This is a genomic window from Metabacillus flavus (assembly GCF_018283675.1).
GTDB lineage: Bacteria > Bacillota > Bacilli > Bacillales > Bacillaceae > Metabacillus_B > Metabacillus_B flavus.
The window spans coordinates 145,250-161,998 of record NZ_JAGVRK010000001.1 but is presented as its reverse complement, the minus strand read 5'-3'; the positions used below and the strand labels follow the sequence as shown (position 1 = coordinate 161,998).

General features: G+C 43.0%; 30 protein-coding genes and 2 pseudogenes. All 32 read right to left on the bottom strand.

Translation table 11 applies throughout. From position 1 onward, the window contains the following. Window positions 1-163: 163 nt before the first annotated feature. The 32 genes and pseudogenes from rplQ to tuf all read right to left on the bottom strand — a co-directional run bounded on the left by rplQ (window position 164) and on the right by tuf (window position 16,665). Complete coding sequence (gene rplQ, locus J9317_RS00900; protein ID WP_211555748.1) at window positions 164-562, bottom strand: 50S ribosomal protein L17; 399 nt, start codon at window positions 560-562, stop codon at window positions 164-166. A 63-nt stretch (window positions 563-625) separates the two neighbouring features. Then, window positions 626-1,570: a DNA-directed RNA polymerase subunit alpha gene (locus tag J9317_RS00895; RefSeq protein WP_035406861.1), complete on the bottom strand. Its 945-nt coding sequence runs from the start codon at window positions 1,568-1,570 to the stop codon at window positions 626-628. Between the two features lie 183 nt (window positions 1,571-1,753). Continuing rightward, entirely contained in the window at window positions 1,754-2,146 is a 393-nt protein-coding gene (rpsK, locus tag J9317_RS00890) for a 30S ribosomal protein S11 (protein WP_035406857.1), read from the bottom strand. Between the two features lie 21 nt (window positions 2,147-2,167). Then, the gene (rpsM, locus tag J9317_RS00885; RefSeq protein WP_211555746.1) at window positions 2,168-2,533 is read right to left on the bottom strand and encodes a 30S ribosomal protein S13; all 366 of its coding nucleotides are present in this window, start codon (window positions 2,531-2,533) and stop codon (window positions 2,168-2,170) included. Between the two features lie 23 nt (window positions 2,534-2,556). Further along, window positions 2,557-2,670, bottom strand: coding sequence for a 50S ribosomal protein L36 (gene rpmJ, locus J9317_RS00880; protein ID WP_003156543.1), 114 nt, complete (start codon window positions 2,668-2,670; stop codon window positions 2,557-2,559). A 35-nt stretch (window positions 2,671-2,705) separates the two neighbouring features. Further along, a complete protein-coding gene (gene infA, locus J9317_RS00875) occupies window positions 2,706-2,924 on the bottom strand; it encodes a translation initiation factor IF-1 (RefSeq protein ID WP_028390440.1) in 219 nt (72 codons plus the stop codon). Window positions 2,925-3,173: 249 nt separating this feature from the next. After that, entirely contained in the window at window positions 3,174-3,920 is a 747-nt protein-coding gene (gene map, locus J9317_RS00870; protein ID WP_211555744.1) for a type I methionyl aminopeptidase, read from the bottom strand. Then, window positions 3,917-4,143: pseudogene (locus J9317_RS20465) on the bottom strand (adenylate kinase); the annotation flags it as partial. The pseudogene J9317_RS20465 and the gene map, both read right to left, overlap by 4 nt. Further along, window positions 4,111-4,554: pseudogene (locus tag J9317_RS00865) on the bottom strand (nucleoside monophosphate kinase); the annotation flags it as partial. The pseudogenes J9317_RS00865 and J9317_RS20465, both read right to left, overlap by 33 nt. 72 nt (window positions 4,555-4,626) lie before the next feature. Next, window positions 4,627-5,928: a preprotein translocase subunit SecY gene (gene secY / locus J9317_RS00860; protein ID WP_211555742.1), complete on the bottom strand. Its 1,302-nt coding sequence runs from the start codon at window positions 5,926-5,928 to the stop codon at window positions 4,627-4,629. Further along, the gene (gene rplO / locus J9317_RS00855; protein ID WP_211555740.1) at window positions 5,928-6,368 is read right to left on the bottom strand and encodes a 50S ribosomal protein L15; all 441 of its coding nucleotides are present in this window, start codon (window positions 6,366-6,368) and stop codon (window positions 5,928-5,930) included. The genes secY and rplO overlap by 1 nt, the downstream gene beginning before the upstream one ends. A 33-nt stretch (window positions 6,369-6,401) precedes the next feature. Then, complete coding sequence (rpmD, locus tag J9317_RS00850; protein WP_035406839.1) at window positions 6,402-6,584, bottom strand: 50S ribosomal protein L30; 183 nt, start codon at window positions 6,582-6,584, stop codon at window positions 6,402-6,404. 13 nt (window positions 6,585-6,597) lie between these two features. Next, the gene (gene rpsE, locus J9317_RS00845) at window positions 6,598-7,098 is read right to left on the bottom strand and encodes a 30S ribosomal protein S5 (protein WP_211555738.1); all 501 of its coding nucleotides are present in this window, start codon (window positions 7,096-7,098) and stop codon (window positions 6,598-6,600) included. 23 nt (window positions 7,099-7,121) lie between these two features. After that, window positions 7,122-7,484 (bottom strand): 50S ribosomal protein L18, encoded by a 363-nt coding sequence (rplR, locus tag J9317_RS00840; RefSeq protein ID WP_035406832.1) that lies wholly within the window; start codon window positions 7,482-7,484, stop codon window positions 7,122-7,124. 33 nt (window positions 7,485-7,517) lie between these two features. Beyond that, the gene (gene rplF, locus J9317_RS00835; RefSeq protein ID WP_211555736.1) at window positions 7,518-8,054 is read right to left on the bottom strand and encodes a 50S ribosomal protein L6; all 537 of its coding nucleotides are present in this window, start codon (window positions 8,052-8,054) and stop codon (window positions 7,518-7,520) included. 28 nt (window positions 8,055-8,082) lie between these two features. Then, a complete protein-coding gene (gene rpsH, locus J9317_RS00830; protein ID WP_123913230.1) occupies window positions 8,083-8,481 on the bottom strand; it encodes a 30S ribosomal protein S8 in 399 nt (132 codons plus the stop codon). Between the two features lie 31 nt (window positions 8,482-8,512). After that, complete coding sequence (locus tag J9317_RS00825; protein ID WP_082883739.1) at window positions 8,513-8,698, bottom strand: type Z 30S ribosomal protein S14; 186 nt, start codon at window positions 8,696-8,698, stop codon at window positions 8,513-8,515. Window positions 8,699-8,718: 20 nt separating this feature from the next. Then, complete coding sequence (gene rplE / locus J9317_RS00820) at window positions 8,719-9,258, bottom strand: 50S ribosomal protein L5 (protein WP_035406824.1); 540 nt, start codon at window positions 9,256-9,258, stop codon at window positions 8,719-8,721. Between the two features lie 25 nt (window positions 9,259-9,283). Further along, on the bottom strand, window positions 9,284-9,595 hold the full coding sequence (rplX, locus tag J9317_RS00815; RefSeq protein WP_035406821.1) for a 50S ribosomal protein L24: 312 nt from the start codon (window positions 9,593-9,595) through the stop codon (window positions 9,284-9,286). Between the two features lie 37 nt (window positions 9,596-9,632). Then, complete coding sequence (gene rplN / locus J9317_RS00810; RefSeq protein ID WP_035406818.1) at window positions 9,633-10,001, bottom strand: 50S ribosomal protein L14; 369 nt, start codon at window positions 9,999-10,001, stop codon at window positions 9,633-9,635. Window positions 10,002-10,041: 40 nt separating this feature from the next. Continuing rightward, window positions 10,042-10,305 (bottom strand): 30S ribosomal protein S17, encoded by a 264-nt coding sequence (rpsQ, locus tag J9317_RS00805; RefSeq protein WP_035406815.1) that lies wholly within the window; start codon window positions 10,303-10,305, stop codon window positions 10,042-10,044. A gap of 21 nt (window positions 10,306-10,326) precedes the next feature. Then, window positions 10,327-10,530, bottom strand: coding sequence for a 50S ribosomal protein L29 (gene rpmC / locus J9317_RS00800; protein ID WP_035406812.1), 204 nt, complete (start codon window positions 10,528-10,530; stop codon window positions 10,327-10,329). Further along, window positions 10,520-10,954, bottom strand: coding sequence for a 50S ribosomal protein L16 (gene rplP / locus J9317_RS00795; protein WP_211555734.1), 435 nt, complete (start codon window positions 10,952-10,954; stop codon window positions 10,520-10,522). The genes rpmC and rplP overlap by 11 nt, the downstream gene beginning before the upstream one ends. 1 nt (window position 10,955) lies before the next feature. Continuing rightward, on the bottom strand, window positions 10,956-11,612 hold the full coding sequence (gene rpsC, locus J9317_RS00790; RefSeq protein WP_035406807.1) for a 30S ribosomal protein S3: 657 nt from the start codon (window positions 11,610-11,612) through the stop codon (window positions 10,956-10,958). 3 nt (window positions 11,613-11,615) lie between these two features. Beyond that, window positions 11,616-11,957 (bottom strand): 50S ribosomal protein L22, encoded by a 342-nt coding sequence (gene rplV, locus J9317_RS00785; RefSeq protein ID WP_035406804.1) that lies wholly within the window; start codon window positions 11,955-11,957, stop codon window positions 11,616-11,618. Between the two features lie 17 nt (window positions 11,958-11,974). Continuing rightward, complete coding sequence (gene rpsS / locus J9317_RS00780; RefSeq protein WP_035406800.1) at window positions 11,975-12,253, bottom strand: 30S ribosomal protein S19; 279 nt, start codon at window positions 12,251-12,253, stop codon at window positions 11,975-11,977. Window positions 12,254-12,310: 57 nt separating this feature from the next. Next, window positions 12,311-13,141 (bottom strand): 50S ribosomal protein L2, encoded by an 831-nt coding sequence (gene rplB, locus J9317_RS00775; protein WP_035406798.1) that lies wholly within the window; start codon window positions 13,139-13,141, stop codon window positions 12,311-12,313. A gap of 26 nt (window positions 13,142-13,167) precedes the next feature. Then, complete coding sequence (gene rplW / locus J9317_RS00770) at window positions 13,168-13,455, bottom strand: 50S ribosomal protein L23 (RefSeq protein WP_035406795.1); 288 nt, start codon at window positions 13,453-13,455, stop codon at window positions 13,168-13,170. Continuing rightward, window positions 13,455-14,078: a 50S ribosomal protein L4 gene (gene rplD, locus J9317_RS00765; protein WP_035406792.1), complete on the bottom strand. Its 624-nt coding sequence runs from the start codon at window positions 14,076-14,078 to the stop codon at window positions 13,455-13,457. The genes rplW and rplD overlap by 1 nt, the downstream gene beginning before the upstream one ends. Window positions 14,079-14,105: 27 nt before the next feature. Further along, window positions 14,106-14,735 (bottom strand): 50S ribosomal protein L3, encoded by a 630-nt coding sequence (rplC, locus tag J9317_RS00760; protein ID WP_035406789.1) that lies wholly within the window; start codon window positions 14,733-14,735, stop codon window positions 14,106-14,108. A gap of 42 nt (window positions 14,736-14,777) precedes the next feature. Beyond that, window positions 14,778-15,086, bottom strand: a complete 309-nt coding sequence (gene rpsJ / locus J9317_RS00755; protein WP_029282834.1) for a 30S ribosomal protein S10 — start codon at window positions 15,084-15,086, stop codon at window positions 14,778-14,780. A 388-nt stretch (window positions 15,087-15,474) separates the two neighbouring features. Next, entirely contained in the window at window positions 15,475-16,665 is a 1,191-nt protein-coding gene (gene tuf, locus J9317_RS00750; RefSeq protein ID WP_211555731.1) for an elongation factor Tu, read from the bottom strand. Window positions 16,666-16,749 lie beyond the last annotated feature (84 nt).

The following is a 16,749-nucleotide window of genomic DNA, read 5'->3' as shown; positions in this document are numbered from 1 at the left end:
AACTGGGATAGGCGGACAGAATCTGCCCGCCATGTTCTCAGTCGTATTCGGCTCCTTACAACGTTTCCATTGTTTATCCGCCTATGAAAACCAAATGGTGCCGGTCTTCATCGTAAAAAAGGGCAAATCAGCTATTAAAGCTGTCCCGCCCTCTTTACATTACTTACACAAGCTCAATGATAACCATTGGAGCTCCGTCTCCGCGACGAGGTCCAAGTTTCATGATACGAGTGTATCCGCCTTGGCGCTCTCCATAACGGCCTGCGATATCAGTGAAAAGTTTTTCCAAAGCATATTTCGCTTTTTCTTTGTCTTTTCCGTTTTTATCTTGACCTACTACTACCATTTCAGCAACTTCATTACGAACGAATGATGCAGCTTGACGGCGAGCATGAAGATCTCCGCGTTTTCCTAGAGTAATCATTTTATCAACAACGGAACGCAGCTCTTTTGCACGAGCTTCAGTTGTTTCGATGCGCTCGTTGATAATTAGATCAGTAGCCAAGTCACGAAGCATAGCTTTACGTTGTGAGCTAGTACGGCCCAATTTTCTGTATGGCATGTGATGTCCCCTCCTTTGAATAGGCTTTGTGTGTGTTTAACACACAAATGACTAGTGAGTTGGTCAGTCGTCCTTGCGTAGACCTAATCCAAGTTCATCTAGTTTCGCTTTAACTTCTTCAAGAGATTTTCGTCCAAGATTGCGAACTTTCATCATATCTTCTTCTGTTTTGTTCGCAAGTTCTTGTACTGTATTGATTCCAGCACGTTTCAGACAGTTGTAAGAACGCACGGAGAGATCCAACTCTTCAATTGTCATCTCTAATACTTTCTCTTTTTGATCTTCTTCTTTTTCAACCATAATCTCAGCATTTTGGGCTTCATCAGTTAAGCCAACAAAAATATTAAGATGCTCAGTCAAAATTTTGGCACCTAAGGCTACTGCCTCTTTGGGACCATTGCTTCCATCAGTCCAGACGTCAAGTGTTAGCTTATCAAAGTTAGCCACTTGTCCTACACGAGTATTTTCAACTTGATAGGATACGCGGGCAACTGGTGTATAGATAGAATCGATCGGGATAACGCCAATCGGCTGATCTTCACGTTTGTTAGCTACAGCAGGATTGTATCCGCGTCCTCTTCTTGCAGTCAATCTCATTCGAAGCGTGGCATCTTTCGCCAAAGTTGCGATATGAAGATCAGGGTTCAGGATTTCAATATCGCTATCATGAGTGATATCTGCTGCCGTGACAGCACCTTCTCCTTGAATATCAATCTCAAGTGTTTTTTCTTCTTCTGAATAGATTTTAAGAGCAAGCTTCTTAACGTTTAAAATAATGGATGTAACATCTTCTACGACGCCTTCAATCGTCGAAAATTCATGCAGTACACCGTCAATTTGGATCGATGTTACAGCAGCACCAGGGAGTGAGGATAATAGAATACGACGTAAGGAGTTACCCAAAGTAGTACCATACCCGCGCTCGAGTGGTTCGACGACGAATTTACCGTATTTGGCATCTTCGCTGATTTCAACCGTTTCGATTTTTGGTTTTTCAATCTCAATCATTCAATAAAACCCTCCTTCAAAACGTCGAAACCCCGGCTAAAGATCTAGCATGCTAAACCTAACCGAAATTCCCCATTGTAATGTCCCGATTGTGCACAACAGCAGAATTGGGAAATTCTGCTTTTAATTATATACTGTATCATAACCCATTATAGACAGGGAAACGAATTCTATACAGAAAATTTACACACGACGACGTTTTGGCGGGCGGCAGCCATTATGAGGAACTGGAGTAACATCTCTGATAGCTGTTACTTCTAGACCAGCAGCTTGAAGAGCACGAATTGCAGCTTCACGTCCGGCACCAGGACCTTTAACAGTTACTTCCAAAGTTTTCAAACCATGTTCGATGGAAGTTTTTGCTGCAGTTTCAGCAGCCATTTGCGCAGCAAAAGGAGTAGATTTACGTGAACCTCTGAATCCTAAAGCACCTGCGCTGGACCAAGATACTGCGTTTCCGTGAGTATCAGTGATCGTAACGATTGTATTGTTAAATGTTGAGCGGATATGCGCAATACCAGCTTCAATATTCTTTTTCACACGGCGTTTACGAGTGTTTGTTTTACGTTGAGCCATAGAGCTTTAACCTCCTTTACCTTATTTCTTTTTGTTCGCAACAGTACGGCGTGGGCCTTTACGTGTACGAGCATTGTTTTTAGTGTTTTGTCCGCGAACAGGCAAACCGCGACGGTGACGAAGACCGCGGAAGCTTCCGATTTCGATAAGACGTTTAATGTTTAGGGAAATTTCACGGCGAAGGTCCCCTTCAACTTTAAGCTTATCAATTACATCACGGATTTTTCCAAGTTCATCTTCAGTAAGATCACGCACACGAGTATCCTCAGAAACTCCTGCTTCAGCAAGAATTTTTTGAGCTGTAGTACGGCCAATTCCGAAAATGTATGTTAATGAAATTACAACGCGTTTTTCGCGTGGAATATCTACACCAGCAATACGAGCCATTTGTCAGTGCACCTCCTTATGTTTTATCCTTGTTTTTGTTTATGCTTTGGATTCTCACAAATAACCATGACTTTTCCTTTTCTGCGAATAACTTTACATTTTTCGCAAATCGGTTTCACGGACGGTCTAACCTTCATGTGTTTTCCAACCTCCTTGATAGTTCGGAGTGCTTTTATTTGAAACGGTACGTTATTCTTCCGCGTGTCAAATCATACGGGGACAATTCTACCGTAACTTTGTCTCCAGGTAAAATACGGATGAAGTGCATGCGGATCTTGCCTGAGACATGTGCCAAGACTGTATGACCGTTCTCAAGTTCAACTTTAAACATTGCATTAGGCAGCGTCTCTTGAACGGTACCTTCAACTTCAATTACATCATCTTTAGCCATTAAGTTGTTCTCCCTTCATCAAATCAGCAATTTGCCAAGCTGGCAAATTCCATATAGCTGATCGCTATATCATTTTATACACTGCTCTGAACTTCCGGAGATACGCAATTAAAGAACTTAAAGTGGTGGATGTGTTCTGGGGAGAATGAAACGTCCGTTTGTCTCCATCTGCCACTATAACGAGACTCAAACTTCCGGAGTTCTGCTTCCGTCTGCAGTCTGTTAAAGCGTCATCGCCTTCATTTGCTTTTAAGCTTTTGTAAGGATCTCAAAGCCGGTTTCCGTGATAGCAATTGTATGTTCGAAATGAGCACACATCTTACCATCTACTGTTACAACAGTCCAGTTATCCTGCAAGGTTCTAACATATCGTGTTCCTGCATTGACCATTGGTTCAATTGCCAGAACCATGCCAGGTTTCAGCCTAGGGCCTTTGCCCGGCGGTCCAAAGTGAGGAATTTGAGGATCTTCGTGAAGTTCCAGTCCTACACCGTGCCCAACATATTCTCTGACGATTGAAAACCCTTCGCTCTCAGCATAGAGCTGGATAGCATGGGAGATGTTCGAAAGACGATCTCCTGGCTTGGCTTCATTCAGCCCTCTATATAAAGACTCTTCTGTAACGTCCAGCAGCTTTTGCGTTTCTTCGGAAATGGCGCCTACCGGATATGTCCAGGCTGAGTCACCGTGATAGCCATTATACTTTGCACCGATATCGATGCTGATAATGTCTCCTTCATTTAATACCCGGTCACCCGGGATACCATGAACGAGCTCTTCGTTGACAGAAGCACAAATGCTTCCGCGGAATCCATTATACCCCTTGAAGGAAGGAATTGCATCATGCATGCGTATAAACTTTTCGGCAATACTATCCAATTCTTTGGTAGTAATACCGGGCTGTACATGTTTCTTTAATTCCTGATGGGTCAGTGCAACGATCCGGCCAGCTTCCCTCATGATTTCAATCTCACGCGGAGTCTTGCAAATGATCATTCAGCTGATCCCCCAAGCAAGGCTTTAATATCAGCAAAAACTTTGCTGATATCCTGCTGTCCGTTAATCTCTCTCACATAGCCTTTTTCACTATAGAAATCAAGAAGCGGCTTGCTTTGTTTGACGTTAACTTCCAAACGGTTTGAAACCGTTTCTTCATTATCGTCTGCCCGCTGGTATAGCTCTCCTCCACATTTGTCACAAACGCCTGTCTTTGCAGGGGGTTAAAGACAAGGTGGTAAGTAGCTCCGCAATTTTTACAAATGCGGCGGCCAGTCAAGCGTTCCATAAGAATGCTCTTATCCACATCAATGTTGATAACGTGGTCGAGCTTTTTACCAAGATCAGAGAGAATCGTTTCCAGCGCCTCTGCCTGTGCAACAGTACGAGGAAAACCATCAAGCAAGAAACCTTTTTCACAATCATCTTTGCCCAATCTTTCTCTGACAATACCGATCGTCACTTCATCAGGTACAAGTTCGCCTTTATCAATAAAAGATTTTGCCTGCAGTCCTAATTCAGTTTCTTCCTTCATTGCCGCTCGAAACATATCTCCAGTCGAGATATGAGGGATTTGATATTCCTCTGTGATTTGTTCTGCCTGAGTTCCTTTACCGGCACCGGGCAGACCCATTAATACTAGATTCATCCGATTTCCCCCTCAGTCTCTATATAAAGGGAATGGGCGCAGCTGCGTCCCATTACCTTACTGTTTAATAAAGCCTTTGTAATTTCGTTTTACAAGCTGGCTTTCCAGCCCTTTCATTGTTTCAAGCGCAACTCCGATCACGATCAGCAAGCTTGTTCCGCCAATCTGTGCGGATTGAGGAAGACCTGCAAATGCGATGAATAGAGTAGGAAGAACAGCAATGATTGAAAGGAAAATTGCTCCAACAAACGTTAAACGATACAAAACTTTTGTTAAATATTCCTGTGTGCTTTTTCCTGGACGAATCCCTGGAACATAACCGCCTTGTTTCTTTAAGTTATCAGCCATTTGCTCAGGATTAACCTGAACGAACGCATAGAAATACGTAAAAGCAATAATTAAAGCCACATAGATGGAAGCTCCAATCGGATGAGTCGTTGTGAGATTGGTGGTAATCCAATTGGTCACATCGTTTTTACCGAAGAAATTAGCAATCGTCGGCGGTGTAATCAAGAATGAAACCGCGAAGATTACAGGAATTACACCAGCCGGGTTCACTTTCAGCGGCAAGTGAGTGGATTGACCGCCCGCCTGCGGACCTGAACCTGATACCCTTTTAGCGTATTGAATTGGAATTTTGCGGAGTGCCTGCTGCACATAGATTGTTCCAACAATAATAGCAAGAACAGCAATAGCGAGCAGAATAACAATCACAATCCGCAAGAACAGCTGATCTCCCGCATCAGTAAACAACTGAGCATAAATTTGATTAAGAGTAGTAGGGATCGCCGCAACGATACCGGCAAAGATAATGATGGAAATACCATTCCCAACACCTTTAGCCGTAATCTGCTCTCCTAACCACATTAAGAAAGCAGTTCCTGCTGTAAGGACTACTGCAATCAGAAGATAGGTAGTAATACTAGGGTTTTGAATCAATTGACCGCCGCTTAGGTTGTTAAACCCGATGGACATCCCAATTGCTTGAATAAACCCAAGAACAATCGTGAAATATCTCGTAAATTGAGCCAATTTACGTCTGCCAACCTCACCCTGCTTAGACCATTCCGTAAACTTCGGTACAACGTCCATTTGAAGGAGCTGAACAATAATGGAGGCGGTGATATACGGCATAATACCCATTGCAAGAATGGAGTAGTTAAATAGTGCTCCCCCGCCAAAAGTGTTCATTACTCCGAAAACGCTCATTTGCTGATCCATTGCAGCCAGGGCTTTAGTGTCTACACCCGGTACAGGAATGAATGTTCCGATACGGAATACAATAAGCATTAAAAGAGTGAAAATAATTTTATTTCTTATGTCACCCACGCGCATGAAATTGGAGATTGTTTTGAACATTAGATCACCTCAGCTGTACCGCCGGCAGCTTCGATTGCTTCTTTAGCGGAAGAGGAGAATTTGTTCGCTTTAACAGTGAGCTTCTTCTCAATTTTACCTTCGCCAAGAATCTTAACGCCAGCTTTTGTGCTGCTAAGCACGCCAGTTTCAAGAAGAAGTTCAGGAGTTACTTCTGTACCTTCTTCGAAACGGTTCAGCCTTTCAAGGTTAACAACTGCGTATTCTTTACGGTTGATGTTCGTGAATCCGCGTTTAGGCAAACGTCTGAATAATGGAGTTTGACCACCCTCGAATCCAGGACGAACACCTCCGCCAGAACGGGCATTTTGACCTTTATGACCTTTACCAGACGTTTTACCGTTACCAGAACCGATACCACGGCCCAAACGGTTACGTTCGCGACGAGATCCTTCTGCTGGTTTTAATTCATGAAGTTTCATCAGGACACCTCCTTATTTATAGAACAAATACAATTATTGTTCTTCTACTTTAACCAAGTGAGATACTTTATTAATCATACCGCGAATAGCAGCGTTGTCTTCATGTACCACAGTTTGGTGCATTTTGCGCAAACCAAGTGTTTTAACTGTTACACGCTGAGTTTCCGGACGGCCGATTACACTGCGAGTAAGGGTGATCGCTAATTTGTTTGCCATTATCTTTCCCCCCTTATCCTAACAGTTCTTCTACGGTTTTTCCACGAAGCTTAGCAACTTGTTCTGCTTTCTTAAGCTGCTTTAAGCCTTCAAGTGTTGCACGAACCATGTTGATTGGTGTGTTTGAACCAAGGGATTTAGATAGGATGTCACCTACACCTGCAAGTTCAAGCACCGCACGTACTGGTCCGCCGGCGATTACTCCGGTACCTTCTGAAGCTGGCTTCAGAAGAATGTTTCCAGCACCGAATTGTCCGATTACTTCGTGTGGAATTGTTGTACCAACCATAGGTACTGTTACAAGATTCTTTTTCGCATCTTCGATTGCTTTACGGATTGCTTCTGGCACCTCTTGCGCTTTACCTGTACCGAATCCAACTCGGCCATTCTTGTCGCCTACAACAACAAGTGCAGCAAAACGGAAGCGACGACCACCTTTAACAACCTTAGCAACGCGGTTAACGGTAACTACACGTTCTTCAAACTCTGATTTAACTGAGTCATTACGACGCATACTGTGTTTCCCTCCTTTTCCTATTAAAATTCAAGTCCAGCTTCGCGTGCAGCGTCAGCAAGAGCTTTGATACGACCATGGTATAGGTATCCTCCACGATCAAATACGATTGATTTATGACCTTTATCAACAGCACGTTTTGCAACAAGCTCTCCAACTTTCTGAGCTGCTTCAAGGTTTGCAGTAGAATCAAGATTTAAATCTTTCTCCATGGAAGAAGCACTAACGATTGTTACACCGTTTGTATCGTCGATCAGTTGAGCATAAATGTGTTTATTAGAACGGAACACGTTTAGACGAGGTCTTTCAGCAGTTCCGAAAAGTTTCGCACGTACACGAGCATGTCTTCTTTTACGCACAGAATTTTTGCTAGCTTTTGTGATCATCAGGGTCACTCCTTTCTTAGCCATTAAGCGGCATTACTTCGCAGTTTTACCTTCTTTACGGCGTACAAATTCACCTTCATATCGAACTCCTTTACCTTTATAAGGCTCAGGCGGGCGAGTCGCACGGATGTTGGAAGCAATTGCTCCAACGCGCTCTTTGTCAGTACCTCTAACGATAATTTTCGTTTGAGAAGGCACTTCGATTTCGATTCCTTGTTCTGGTGTGATCTCAACAGGGTGAGAGTAACCAACGTTTAGAATCAATTTGTTTCCGGATTTAGAAGCACGGTAACCTACACCAACTAGTTCTAATCCTTTTTCGAAGCCTTTAGAAACACCTTCAACCATGTTTCCAATAATGCTGCGAGTTGTACCGTGAAGTGCACGGTGGTCTTTATGATCGGAAGGACGTGATACAGTTAGAATGTTTTCCTCAATGGAAATCGTAATGTCCGGGTGGAAAGTACGAGTCAATTCACCTTTAGGACCTTTAACCGTAACCGTGTTCTCGTTCATTTTGATTGTAACATCAGATGGAATCTCAAGCAGTTTTTTACCGACACGAGACATAATTTACACCTCCATTCTTTTTAACTTATTACCAAACGTATGCTAATACTTCTCCGCCAGCTTGTTTAGCGCGGGCTTCTTTGTCAGTGATGACACCTTGAGAAGTTGAGATGATAGCGATTCCCAAGCCGTTAAGTACACGAGGTACTTCAGTAGCTTTCGCGTAAACACGAAGACCAGGTTTACTGATGCGTTTCAGACCAGTAATAACGCGCTCGTTATTCGAACCATATTTAAGGAAGATGCGGATAACACCTTGTTTGTTGTCTTCAACGTATTCAACGTCACGGACAAAACCTTCACGTTTCAAGATTTCAGCAATCTCTTTTTTGATTTTAGAAGCAGGAACTTCCAGCTTCTCATGACGTACCATATTCGCATTACGGATGCGAGTAAGCAAATCTGCAATCGGATCTGTCATAACCATTGTTAAATAACCTCCTTCCCGTTATGGGGTATTACCAGCTAGCTTTCTTAACGCCAGGAATTTGACCTTTATAAGCAAGTTCACGGAAACAAATACGGCAAAGTTTAAATTTGCGAATCACAGAATGTGGACGTCCGCAGCGTTCGCATCGAGTATATGCTTGAACATTAAACTTTGGAGAGCGTTTTTGTTTCGCGATCATAGATTTTTTTGCCACGATTTCGCCTCCCTTTACGATTATTTTTGGAATGGCATTCCAAACTGAGTAAGTAGTTCACGAGCTTCTTCGTCTGTTTTAGCAGTTGTAACAATAACGATATCCATACCGCGAACCTTAGTAACTTGATCATAATCAATCTCAGGGAAGATCAATTGTTCTTTAACACCTAGAGTGTAGTTACCGCGTCCGTCGAATGCTTTTTTGGAGATTCCACGGAAGTCACGTACACGTGGTAAAGAAACAGATACCAATTTGTCTAGGAATTCATACATGCGCTCGCCGCGAAGAGTTACTTTCGCACCGATCGGCATACCTTCACGAAGACGGAAACCGGCGATTGATTTCTTTGCGCGAGTGATAACTGGCTTTTGACCAGCGATCGCAGTAAGCTCTTCAACAGCGTTGTCAAGAGACTTCGAGTTAGCTACTGCATCACCCACACCCATATTGATGACGATTTTTTCAAGTTTAGGTACTTCCATTACGGATTTATAATTAAACTTGCTCATTAGAGCTGGAGTTGTTTCTTTTACAAATTTTTCTTTAAGGCGGTTCATATGATAGACCTCCCTTCCTTAGTTACTATTTATCTAGAGATTCACCAGATTTTTTTGCAACACGTACTTTCTTGCCGTCAACCAATTTATAACCGATACGAGTTGGCTCGCCGCTTTTAGGGTCGATCAGCATTACGTTGGATACATGGATTGGCGCCTCTTGGCTCACGATTCCGCCTTGAGTGTTTGTTTGTGTTGGTTTAGAGTGTTTTTTTACAACATTCACACCTTCAACTAGCACACGGTCTTTCTTAGGGTAAGCTTCAAGCACTTTACCTTGCTTGCCTTTATCCTTACCAGAGATAACCATTACATTATCACCTTTTTTTACATGCATCTTGTCCGCACCTCCTTATTAAGGCAATCAAATTTAATTAAAGAACTTCTGGAGCTAGAGAAACAATCTTCATGAAGTTGTTTTCGCGAAGCTCACGAGCAACAGGTCCGAAAATACGCGTACCGCGCGGGCTTTTGTCATCACGGATGATTACACAAGCATTTTCGTCGAAACGAATGTAAGAACCGTCAGTACGGCGAGCACCGCTCTTAGTACGAACGATTACAGCCTTAACTACGTCTCCTTTTTTAACAACGCCTCCTGGTGTTGCTTGTTTAACCGTACACACGATTACATCACCAATGTTAGCTGTCTTACGTCCGGATCCGCCAAGGACTTTAATTGTCAGTACTTCACGAGCACCAGAGTTGTCAGCAACTTTTAAGCGAGATTCTTGTTGAATCATTCACGTTACCTCCCTTCGGAATTAACTATCCGAACATTTATTAGATAATAACAGCTTCTTCAACGATTTCTACAAGACGGAAACGTTTTGTCGCAGATTGCGGACGAGTTTCCATAATTCTTACGATATCGCCAATTTTAGCTTGGTTTTCTTCGTCATGCGCTTTGAACTTCTTAGAGTACTTTACGCGTTTGCCGTATAGAGAATGAGTTTTGTAAGTCTCAACCAGTACAGTGATTGTTTTATCCATTTTGTCGGACACAACACGGCCAGTGTAAACCTTACGTTGATTGCGTTCACTCATTTTGCAAACCTCCTCTCGGGTTTATCGATTATTAGCAGCGATCTCTCTTTGACGAATTACAGTCTTCATACGAGCGATGGCTTTACGTACTTCACGGATGCGAGCAGTGTTTTCAAGCTGGCCAGTAGCAAGCTGGAAACGAAGGTTGAAAAGCTCTTCTTTAAGTGATTTTACTTTTTGTTCGATTTCTGCAGTGGTTAAATCACGGATTTCATTAGCTTTCATTTGATTCACCACCAATTTCCTCGCGCTTAACGAATTTCGTTTTAATTGGCAGTTTGTGAGACGCAAGACGCAATGCTTCGCGAGCAACTTCTTCAGGAACACCCGCAATCTCAAACAAAACTTTACCCGGTTTAACTACAGCTACCCATCCTTCAGGAGCACCTTTACCGGAACCCATGCGGACTTCTAGAGGCTTAGCAGTATAAGGTTTGGAAGGGAAAATTTTGATCCATACTTTACCGCCACGTTTCATGTAACGAGTCATCGCAATACGAGCTGCCTCGATTTGACGGTTAGTGATCCAAGAAGCTTCCAAAGCTTGAATACCGTATTCACCAAAGTGTACTTCCGCACCGCCTTTTGCACGTCCGCGCATTTTTCCGCGATGCTCTCTGCGATACTTAACACGTTTAGGCAATAACATATTATTTTCCTCCTTCCTCGGATTTCTTCTTAACAGGAAGAACTTCTCCACGATAGATCCATACTTTGACACCTAGTTTACCGTAAGTAGTGTCTGCTTCTGCTGTACCGTAATCGATGTCAGCGCGAAGTGTGTGAAGTGGAACAGTTCCTTCACTGTAATGTTCTGAACGAGCGATATCAGCTCCGCCAAGACGTCCGGAAACCATTGTTTTAATTCCTTTTGCACCAGCGCGCATTGAACGTTGCAATGCTTGCTTTTGAGCACGACGGAAAGAAATACGGTTTTCAAGCTGGCGAGCGATGTTGTCAGCTACTAATTTAGCATCAAGATCAGCTCTTTTGATTTCAAGAATGTTGATGTGCACGCGTTTACCAGTAAGTGAGTTAAGAGCTTTGCGAAGCGCTTCAACTTCAGTACCACCTTTACCGATAACCATACCTGGCTTAGCAGTGTGGACTGTTACGTTAATGCGGTTAGCAGCACGCTCGATTTCCACTTTGGAAACAGATGCATCATTTAGGCGTTTGTTGATATATTCACGAACTTTAATATCTTCGTGTAAAAGATCAGCGTAGTCTTTGCCAGCGTACCATTTTGATTCCCAATCACGAATCACACCGATACGAAGACCGACTGGATTTACCTTTTGACCCACAGCTTATCCCTCCTTCTTTTCTGATACGATAATAGTGATATGACTAGTACGTTTATTAATTGCGCTCGCACGACCCATTGCACGCGGGCGGAATCTCTTAAGTGTTGGACCTTCGTCAACGAATGCCTCGGAAATTACAAGGCTGTTAATGTCCATTTCGTAGTTGTGCTCAGCGTTAGCAACTGCAGAGTTTAGTACTTTTTCAATAATTGGAGAAGCTGCCTTCGGTGTGAGACGAAGGATTGCAACTGCTTCACCGATTTGCTTTCCTCGAATTAAGTCCATTACCAAACGTGCTTTACGAGGAGCAATACGAACTGTTCTAGCGACAGCTTTAGCTTGCATTTAAATGCCTCCTCTCATTAGCGTCTTGTTTTTTTATCATCGTTACCGTGGCCTTTATAAGTACGAGAAGGTGCAAATTCACCTAACTTGTGGCCAACCATATCTTCCGTTACATAAACAGGAACGTGTTTGCGTCCATCATATACAGCGATCGTGTGACCGATGAATTGAGGGAAAATTGTAGAACGGCGAGACCAAGTTTTAATAACTTGTTTCTTTTCAGTTTCATTCAATTTTTCCACTTTAACCATCAAGTGATCATCCACGAAAGGTCCTTTTTTCAAGCTGCGACCCATGCGAGTACCTCCCTTCGTGATTGCGCTACGGTTCGGATGAACCGTAGTTCAGTCACGTTATTTTTTACGACGACGTACGATAAATTTATCGGATTTATTCGTTTTCTTACGTGTTTTAGCACCAAGAGTCGGTTTACCCCATGGAGACATAGGTGATTTACGACCGATAGGTGAACGACCTTCACCACCACCGTGCGGGTGATCGTTAGGGTTCATTACAGATCCACGAACAGTTGGGCGTTTGCCTAACCAACGGGAACGTCCAGCTTTACCGATGTTGATAAGTTCGTGCTGCTCGTTACCAACTTGACCGATTGTAGCGCGGCAAGTAGCAAGAATCATGCGAACCTCTCCGGAATTCAAACGAACTAGTACGTATTTTCCTTCTTTACCAAGGACTTGTGCAGATGTTCCTGCAGAACGTACAAGCTGTCCGCCTTTACCAGGTTTAAGCTCGATGTTGTGTACTACTGTACCAACTGGAATGTTTTGAAGTGGAAGTGCATTACCCACTTTAATGTCAGCTTCTGCTCCTGACATAATTTCCAAATCAACTTTAAGGTTTTTAGGAGCAAGAATGTATCTCTTTTCTCCATCAGCGTAATGAATTAACGCAATGTTTGCAGAGCGGTTTGGATCATACTCGATTGTAGCAACGCGTCCTGGTATACCATCTTTGTCGCGTTTAAAATCGATAATACGATACTGGCGCTTATGGCCTCCGCCTTGATGACGAACCGTGATTTTACCTTGGTTGTTACGTCCAGCTTTTTTGCTCAACGGAGCAAGCAAGGATTTTTCCGGCTTATCAGTAGTGATTTCTGCAAAATCAGATACTGTCATACCACGACGACCGTTGGAGGTCGGTTTGTATTTTTTAATCGCCATCTCAATTTCCCTCCTTCACTTATATATTAAACTTCAAAAAGTTCGATTTCTTTAGAGTCAGCAGTCAATGTAATGATTGCTTTTCTTCTGCGATTTGTAAGTCCGCTGTAACGGCCAACGCGTCTGAATTTACCTTTGTAATTCATAACATTGACTTTCGCTACTTTCACACCGAAAATTGCTTCTACAGCATCTTTAACTTCCGTTTTGTTAGCTCTTACGTCTACTTCAAACGTATATTTTCTGTCAGCCATAATGTCAGTAGAATTTTCAGTGATCACGGGGCGCTTAATAATATCACGAGGATCTTTCATTATGCAAGCACCTCCTCTACTTTTTGCACCGCAGCTTTCGTCATAATTAGCTTTTCATGGTTAAGTACGTCAAGAACGTTGATACCGTCAGCTGCAACAACAGTGATGCCCTGGATGTTACGTGCAGAAAGCGAAACTTTCTCATTAACATCAGCAGTAACGATCAATGCTTTTTTCTCAACTGAAATAGCTTTTAGGATAGAAGCCATTTCCTTTGTTTTTACAGCATCCAGTGTCAGATCCTCAAGAACAACGATTTTGCTGTCTTGTACTTTAGATGACAAAGCAGATTTGATAGCCAGACGGCGTACTTTTTTAGGTAGTTTGTAAGCATAAGAACGAGGTGTCGGTCCGAAAACTACTCCTCCTCCGCGCCATTGCGGTGAACGGATAGAACCTTGACGAGCACGTCCAGTTCCTTTTTGGCGCCAAGGTTTGCGTCCTCCGCCACGAACTTCAGAACGATTTTTTACTTTAGCATTTCCTTGTCTTAAGGAAGCTCTTTGCATGATAACCGCTTCGAAAAGAACAGCTTGGTTTGGCTCGATACCGAAGATAGAATCGTTCAGTTCGATTTCACCAGCGTTAGCTCCGCTTTGGTTTAACATAGTAACTTTTGGCATAATCCATTTCCTCCTTTCTCGGAAAAGTTATTTGGATTTTACTGCAGATTTTACAGTAACTAGAGATTTTCTTGGACCAGGTACGTTACCTTTGATCAAAAGAAGGTTGCGTTCTGCATCAACTTTAACGATCTCAAGGTTTTGTACTGTTACGCGCTCTCCACCCATACGTCCAGGGAGAAGTTTGTTTTTGAATACGCGGTTTGGAGCAACAGGACCCATTGAACCTGGGCGGCGATGGTAGCGTGAACCGTGGGACATTGGTCCGCGGGATTGTCCGTGGCGTTTAATAGAACCTTGGAATCCTTTACCTTTTGAAGTTCCTGTTACATCTACTGTATCTCCAGCGGAGAATACTTCTACTTTGACTTCCTGACCAACTTCGTAGTCTGCTGCGCTTACTCCACGAAATTCCTTAATGAAGCGCTTAGGCGCAGTGTTTGCTTTTGCAACGTGACCTTTTAGCGGTTTGTTAGCAAGTTTTTCACGTTTGTCATCAAAACCAACCTGAACTGCTTCGTAACCGTCGATTTCAGCCGTTTTCACTTGAAGAACTACGTTTGGAGCAGCCTCTACAACTGTAACTGGGATAAGATCGCCGTTTTCAGCAAATACTTGCGTCATACCGATTTTTCTACCTAAGATTCCTTTGGTCATTCGTCACACCTCCTATTTTTTTCTACTATATAATAATGAACATTAAAGTTTGATTTCGATATCGACACCGGATGGTAAATCCAAACGCATTAACGCATCAACAGTTTGTGGTGTTGGGTTAATGATGTCGATTAGACGTTTGTGTGTACGCATCTCGAATTGCTCACGAGAGTCTTTGTACTTATGCACCGCACGAAGAATTGTGTAGATGGACTTTTCAGTCGGAAGCGGGATCGGACCAGATACGTTAGCACCTGAACGTTTCGCTGTTTCTACGATTTTCTCGGCAGATTGATCAAGAATTCTGTGATCATAAGCTTTCAAACGAATACGAATTTTTTGTTTTGCCATTATTTTCCCTCCTTTTCGCCTACTTAATATAGACAGTTCTCAGTAAGAATTTCCCTCACACACTCGCCATGGCAAAGCGGCCGGGTGTGTCAGCAACCTCTCACATCATCGCAGTCAAAGACCAACATTCACTATTATATAAAAAAAGAGCGTCAGTTGCAAGAAGAAATTAATATTTCTTTGTCTTTTACGCACCTCAGATATTATACCTTTTTCTAGGCGAAAAATCAAGTGCGTCTGGATTTTTAATACTGCTGCACTTTTCTCTTTCTGTGAATCGAATGATGCGGATCTCCACCGGATGCTTCAAAAAAAAATTGGTCTCTTCGTAATCGTTAGAAGACATAAAAAAAACGAGCGATTTCTCGCTCGTTTTTTCAAACACTGATTACTCAGTGATTGTAGCAACTACTCCAGCACCTACAGTACGTCCACCCTCACGGATAGAGAACTTAGTACCTTCTTCGATTGCGATTGGAGAGATTAGTTCAACAGTCATTTCGATGTTGTCTCCAGGCATAACCATTTCTACACCATCAGGCAGGTTGCAGATACCAGTTACATCAGTTGTACGGAAGTAGAACTGAGGACGGTAGTTAGTGAAGAATGGAGTGTGACGTCCACCCTCTTCTTTAGATAGAACATAAACTTCTGCTTTGAACTTTGTGTGTGGAGTGATTGTTCCTGGCTTAGCAAGAACTTGTCCACGTTGGATATCTTCACGAGCTACTCCACGAAGAAGTGCGCCGATGTTGTCTCCAGCTTCAGCATAGTCAAGAAGTTTACGGAACATTTCAACACCTGTAACAGTTGTTGATTTTGGCTCTTCAGCAAGACCGATGATTTCGATAACGTCACCGACTTTAACTTGTCCACGCTCAACACGTCCAGTTGCAACAGTTCCACGGCCAGTGATAGAGAATACATCCTCAACAGGCATCATGAATGGTTTTTCGATATCGCGCTCTGGAGTTGGGATGTACTCGTCAACTGCGTTCATTAGTTCAACGATTTTCTCTTCCCACTCAGCATCTCCTTCAAGAGCTTTAAGAGCAGAACCTTTGATTACTGGAATGTCGTCGCCAGGGAAATCGTACTCAGAAAGAAGGTCACGAACTTCCATTTCAACTAGTTCAAGCAATTCTTCGTCATCAACCATATCACATTTGTTCATGAATACAACTAGGTAAGGAACACCTACTTGACGAGAAAGAAGGATGTGCTCACGAGTTTGCGGCATTGGGCCGTCAGCAGCAGATACTACTAGGATTCCGCCATCCATTTGTGCAGCACCAGTGATCATGTTTTTAACATAGTCAGCATGTCCTGGGCAGTCAACGTGTGCATAGTGGCGAGTTTCAGTTTCGTACTCAACGTGTGCAGTTGAGATTGTGATTCCGCGCTCGCGCTCTTCTGGAGCAGCATCGATCATATCATAAGCCATCGCTGCACCTTTACCACTGCGCTTAGCAAGTACAGTTGTGATTGCAGCTGTTAGAGTTGTTTTACCATGGTCAACGTGTCCAATTGTACCGATATTGGCATGTGTTTTGGAACGGTCGAATTTTTCTTTACCCATTCGAAATGCCTCCCTTAGATAATAGAGTTAGTTATTTTTATTCAGAAAGCAGGATTGTACCCGCCTTCTGAGGATACATAAGTA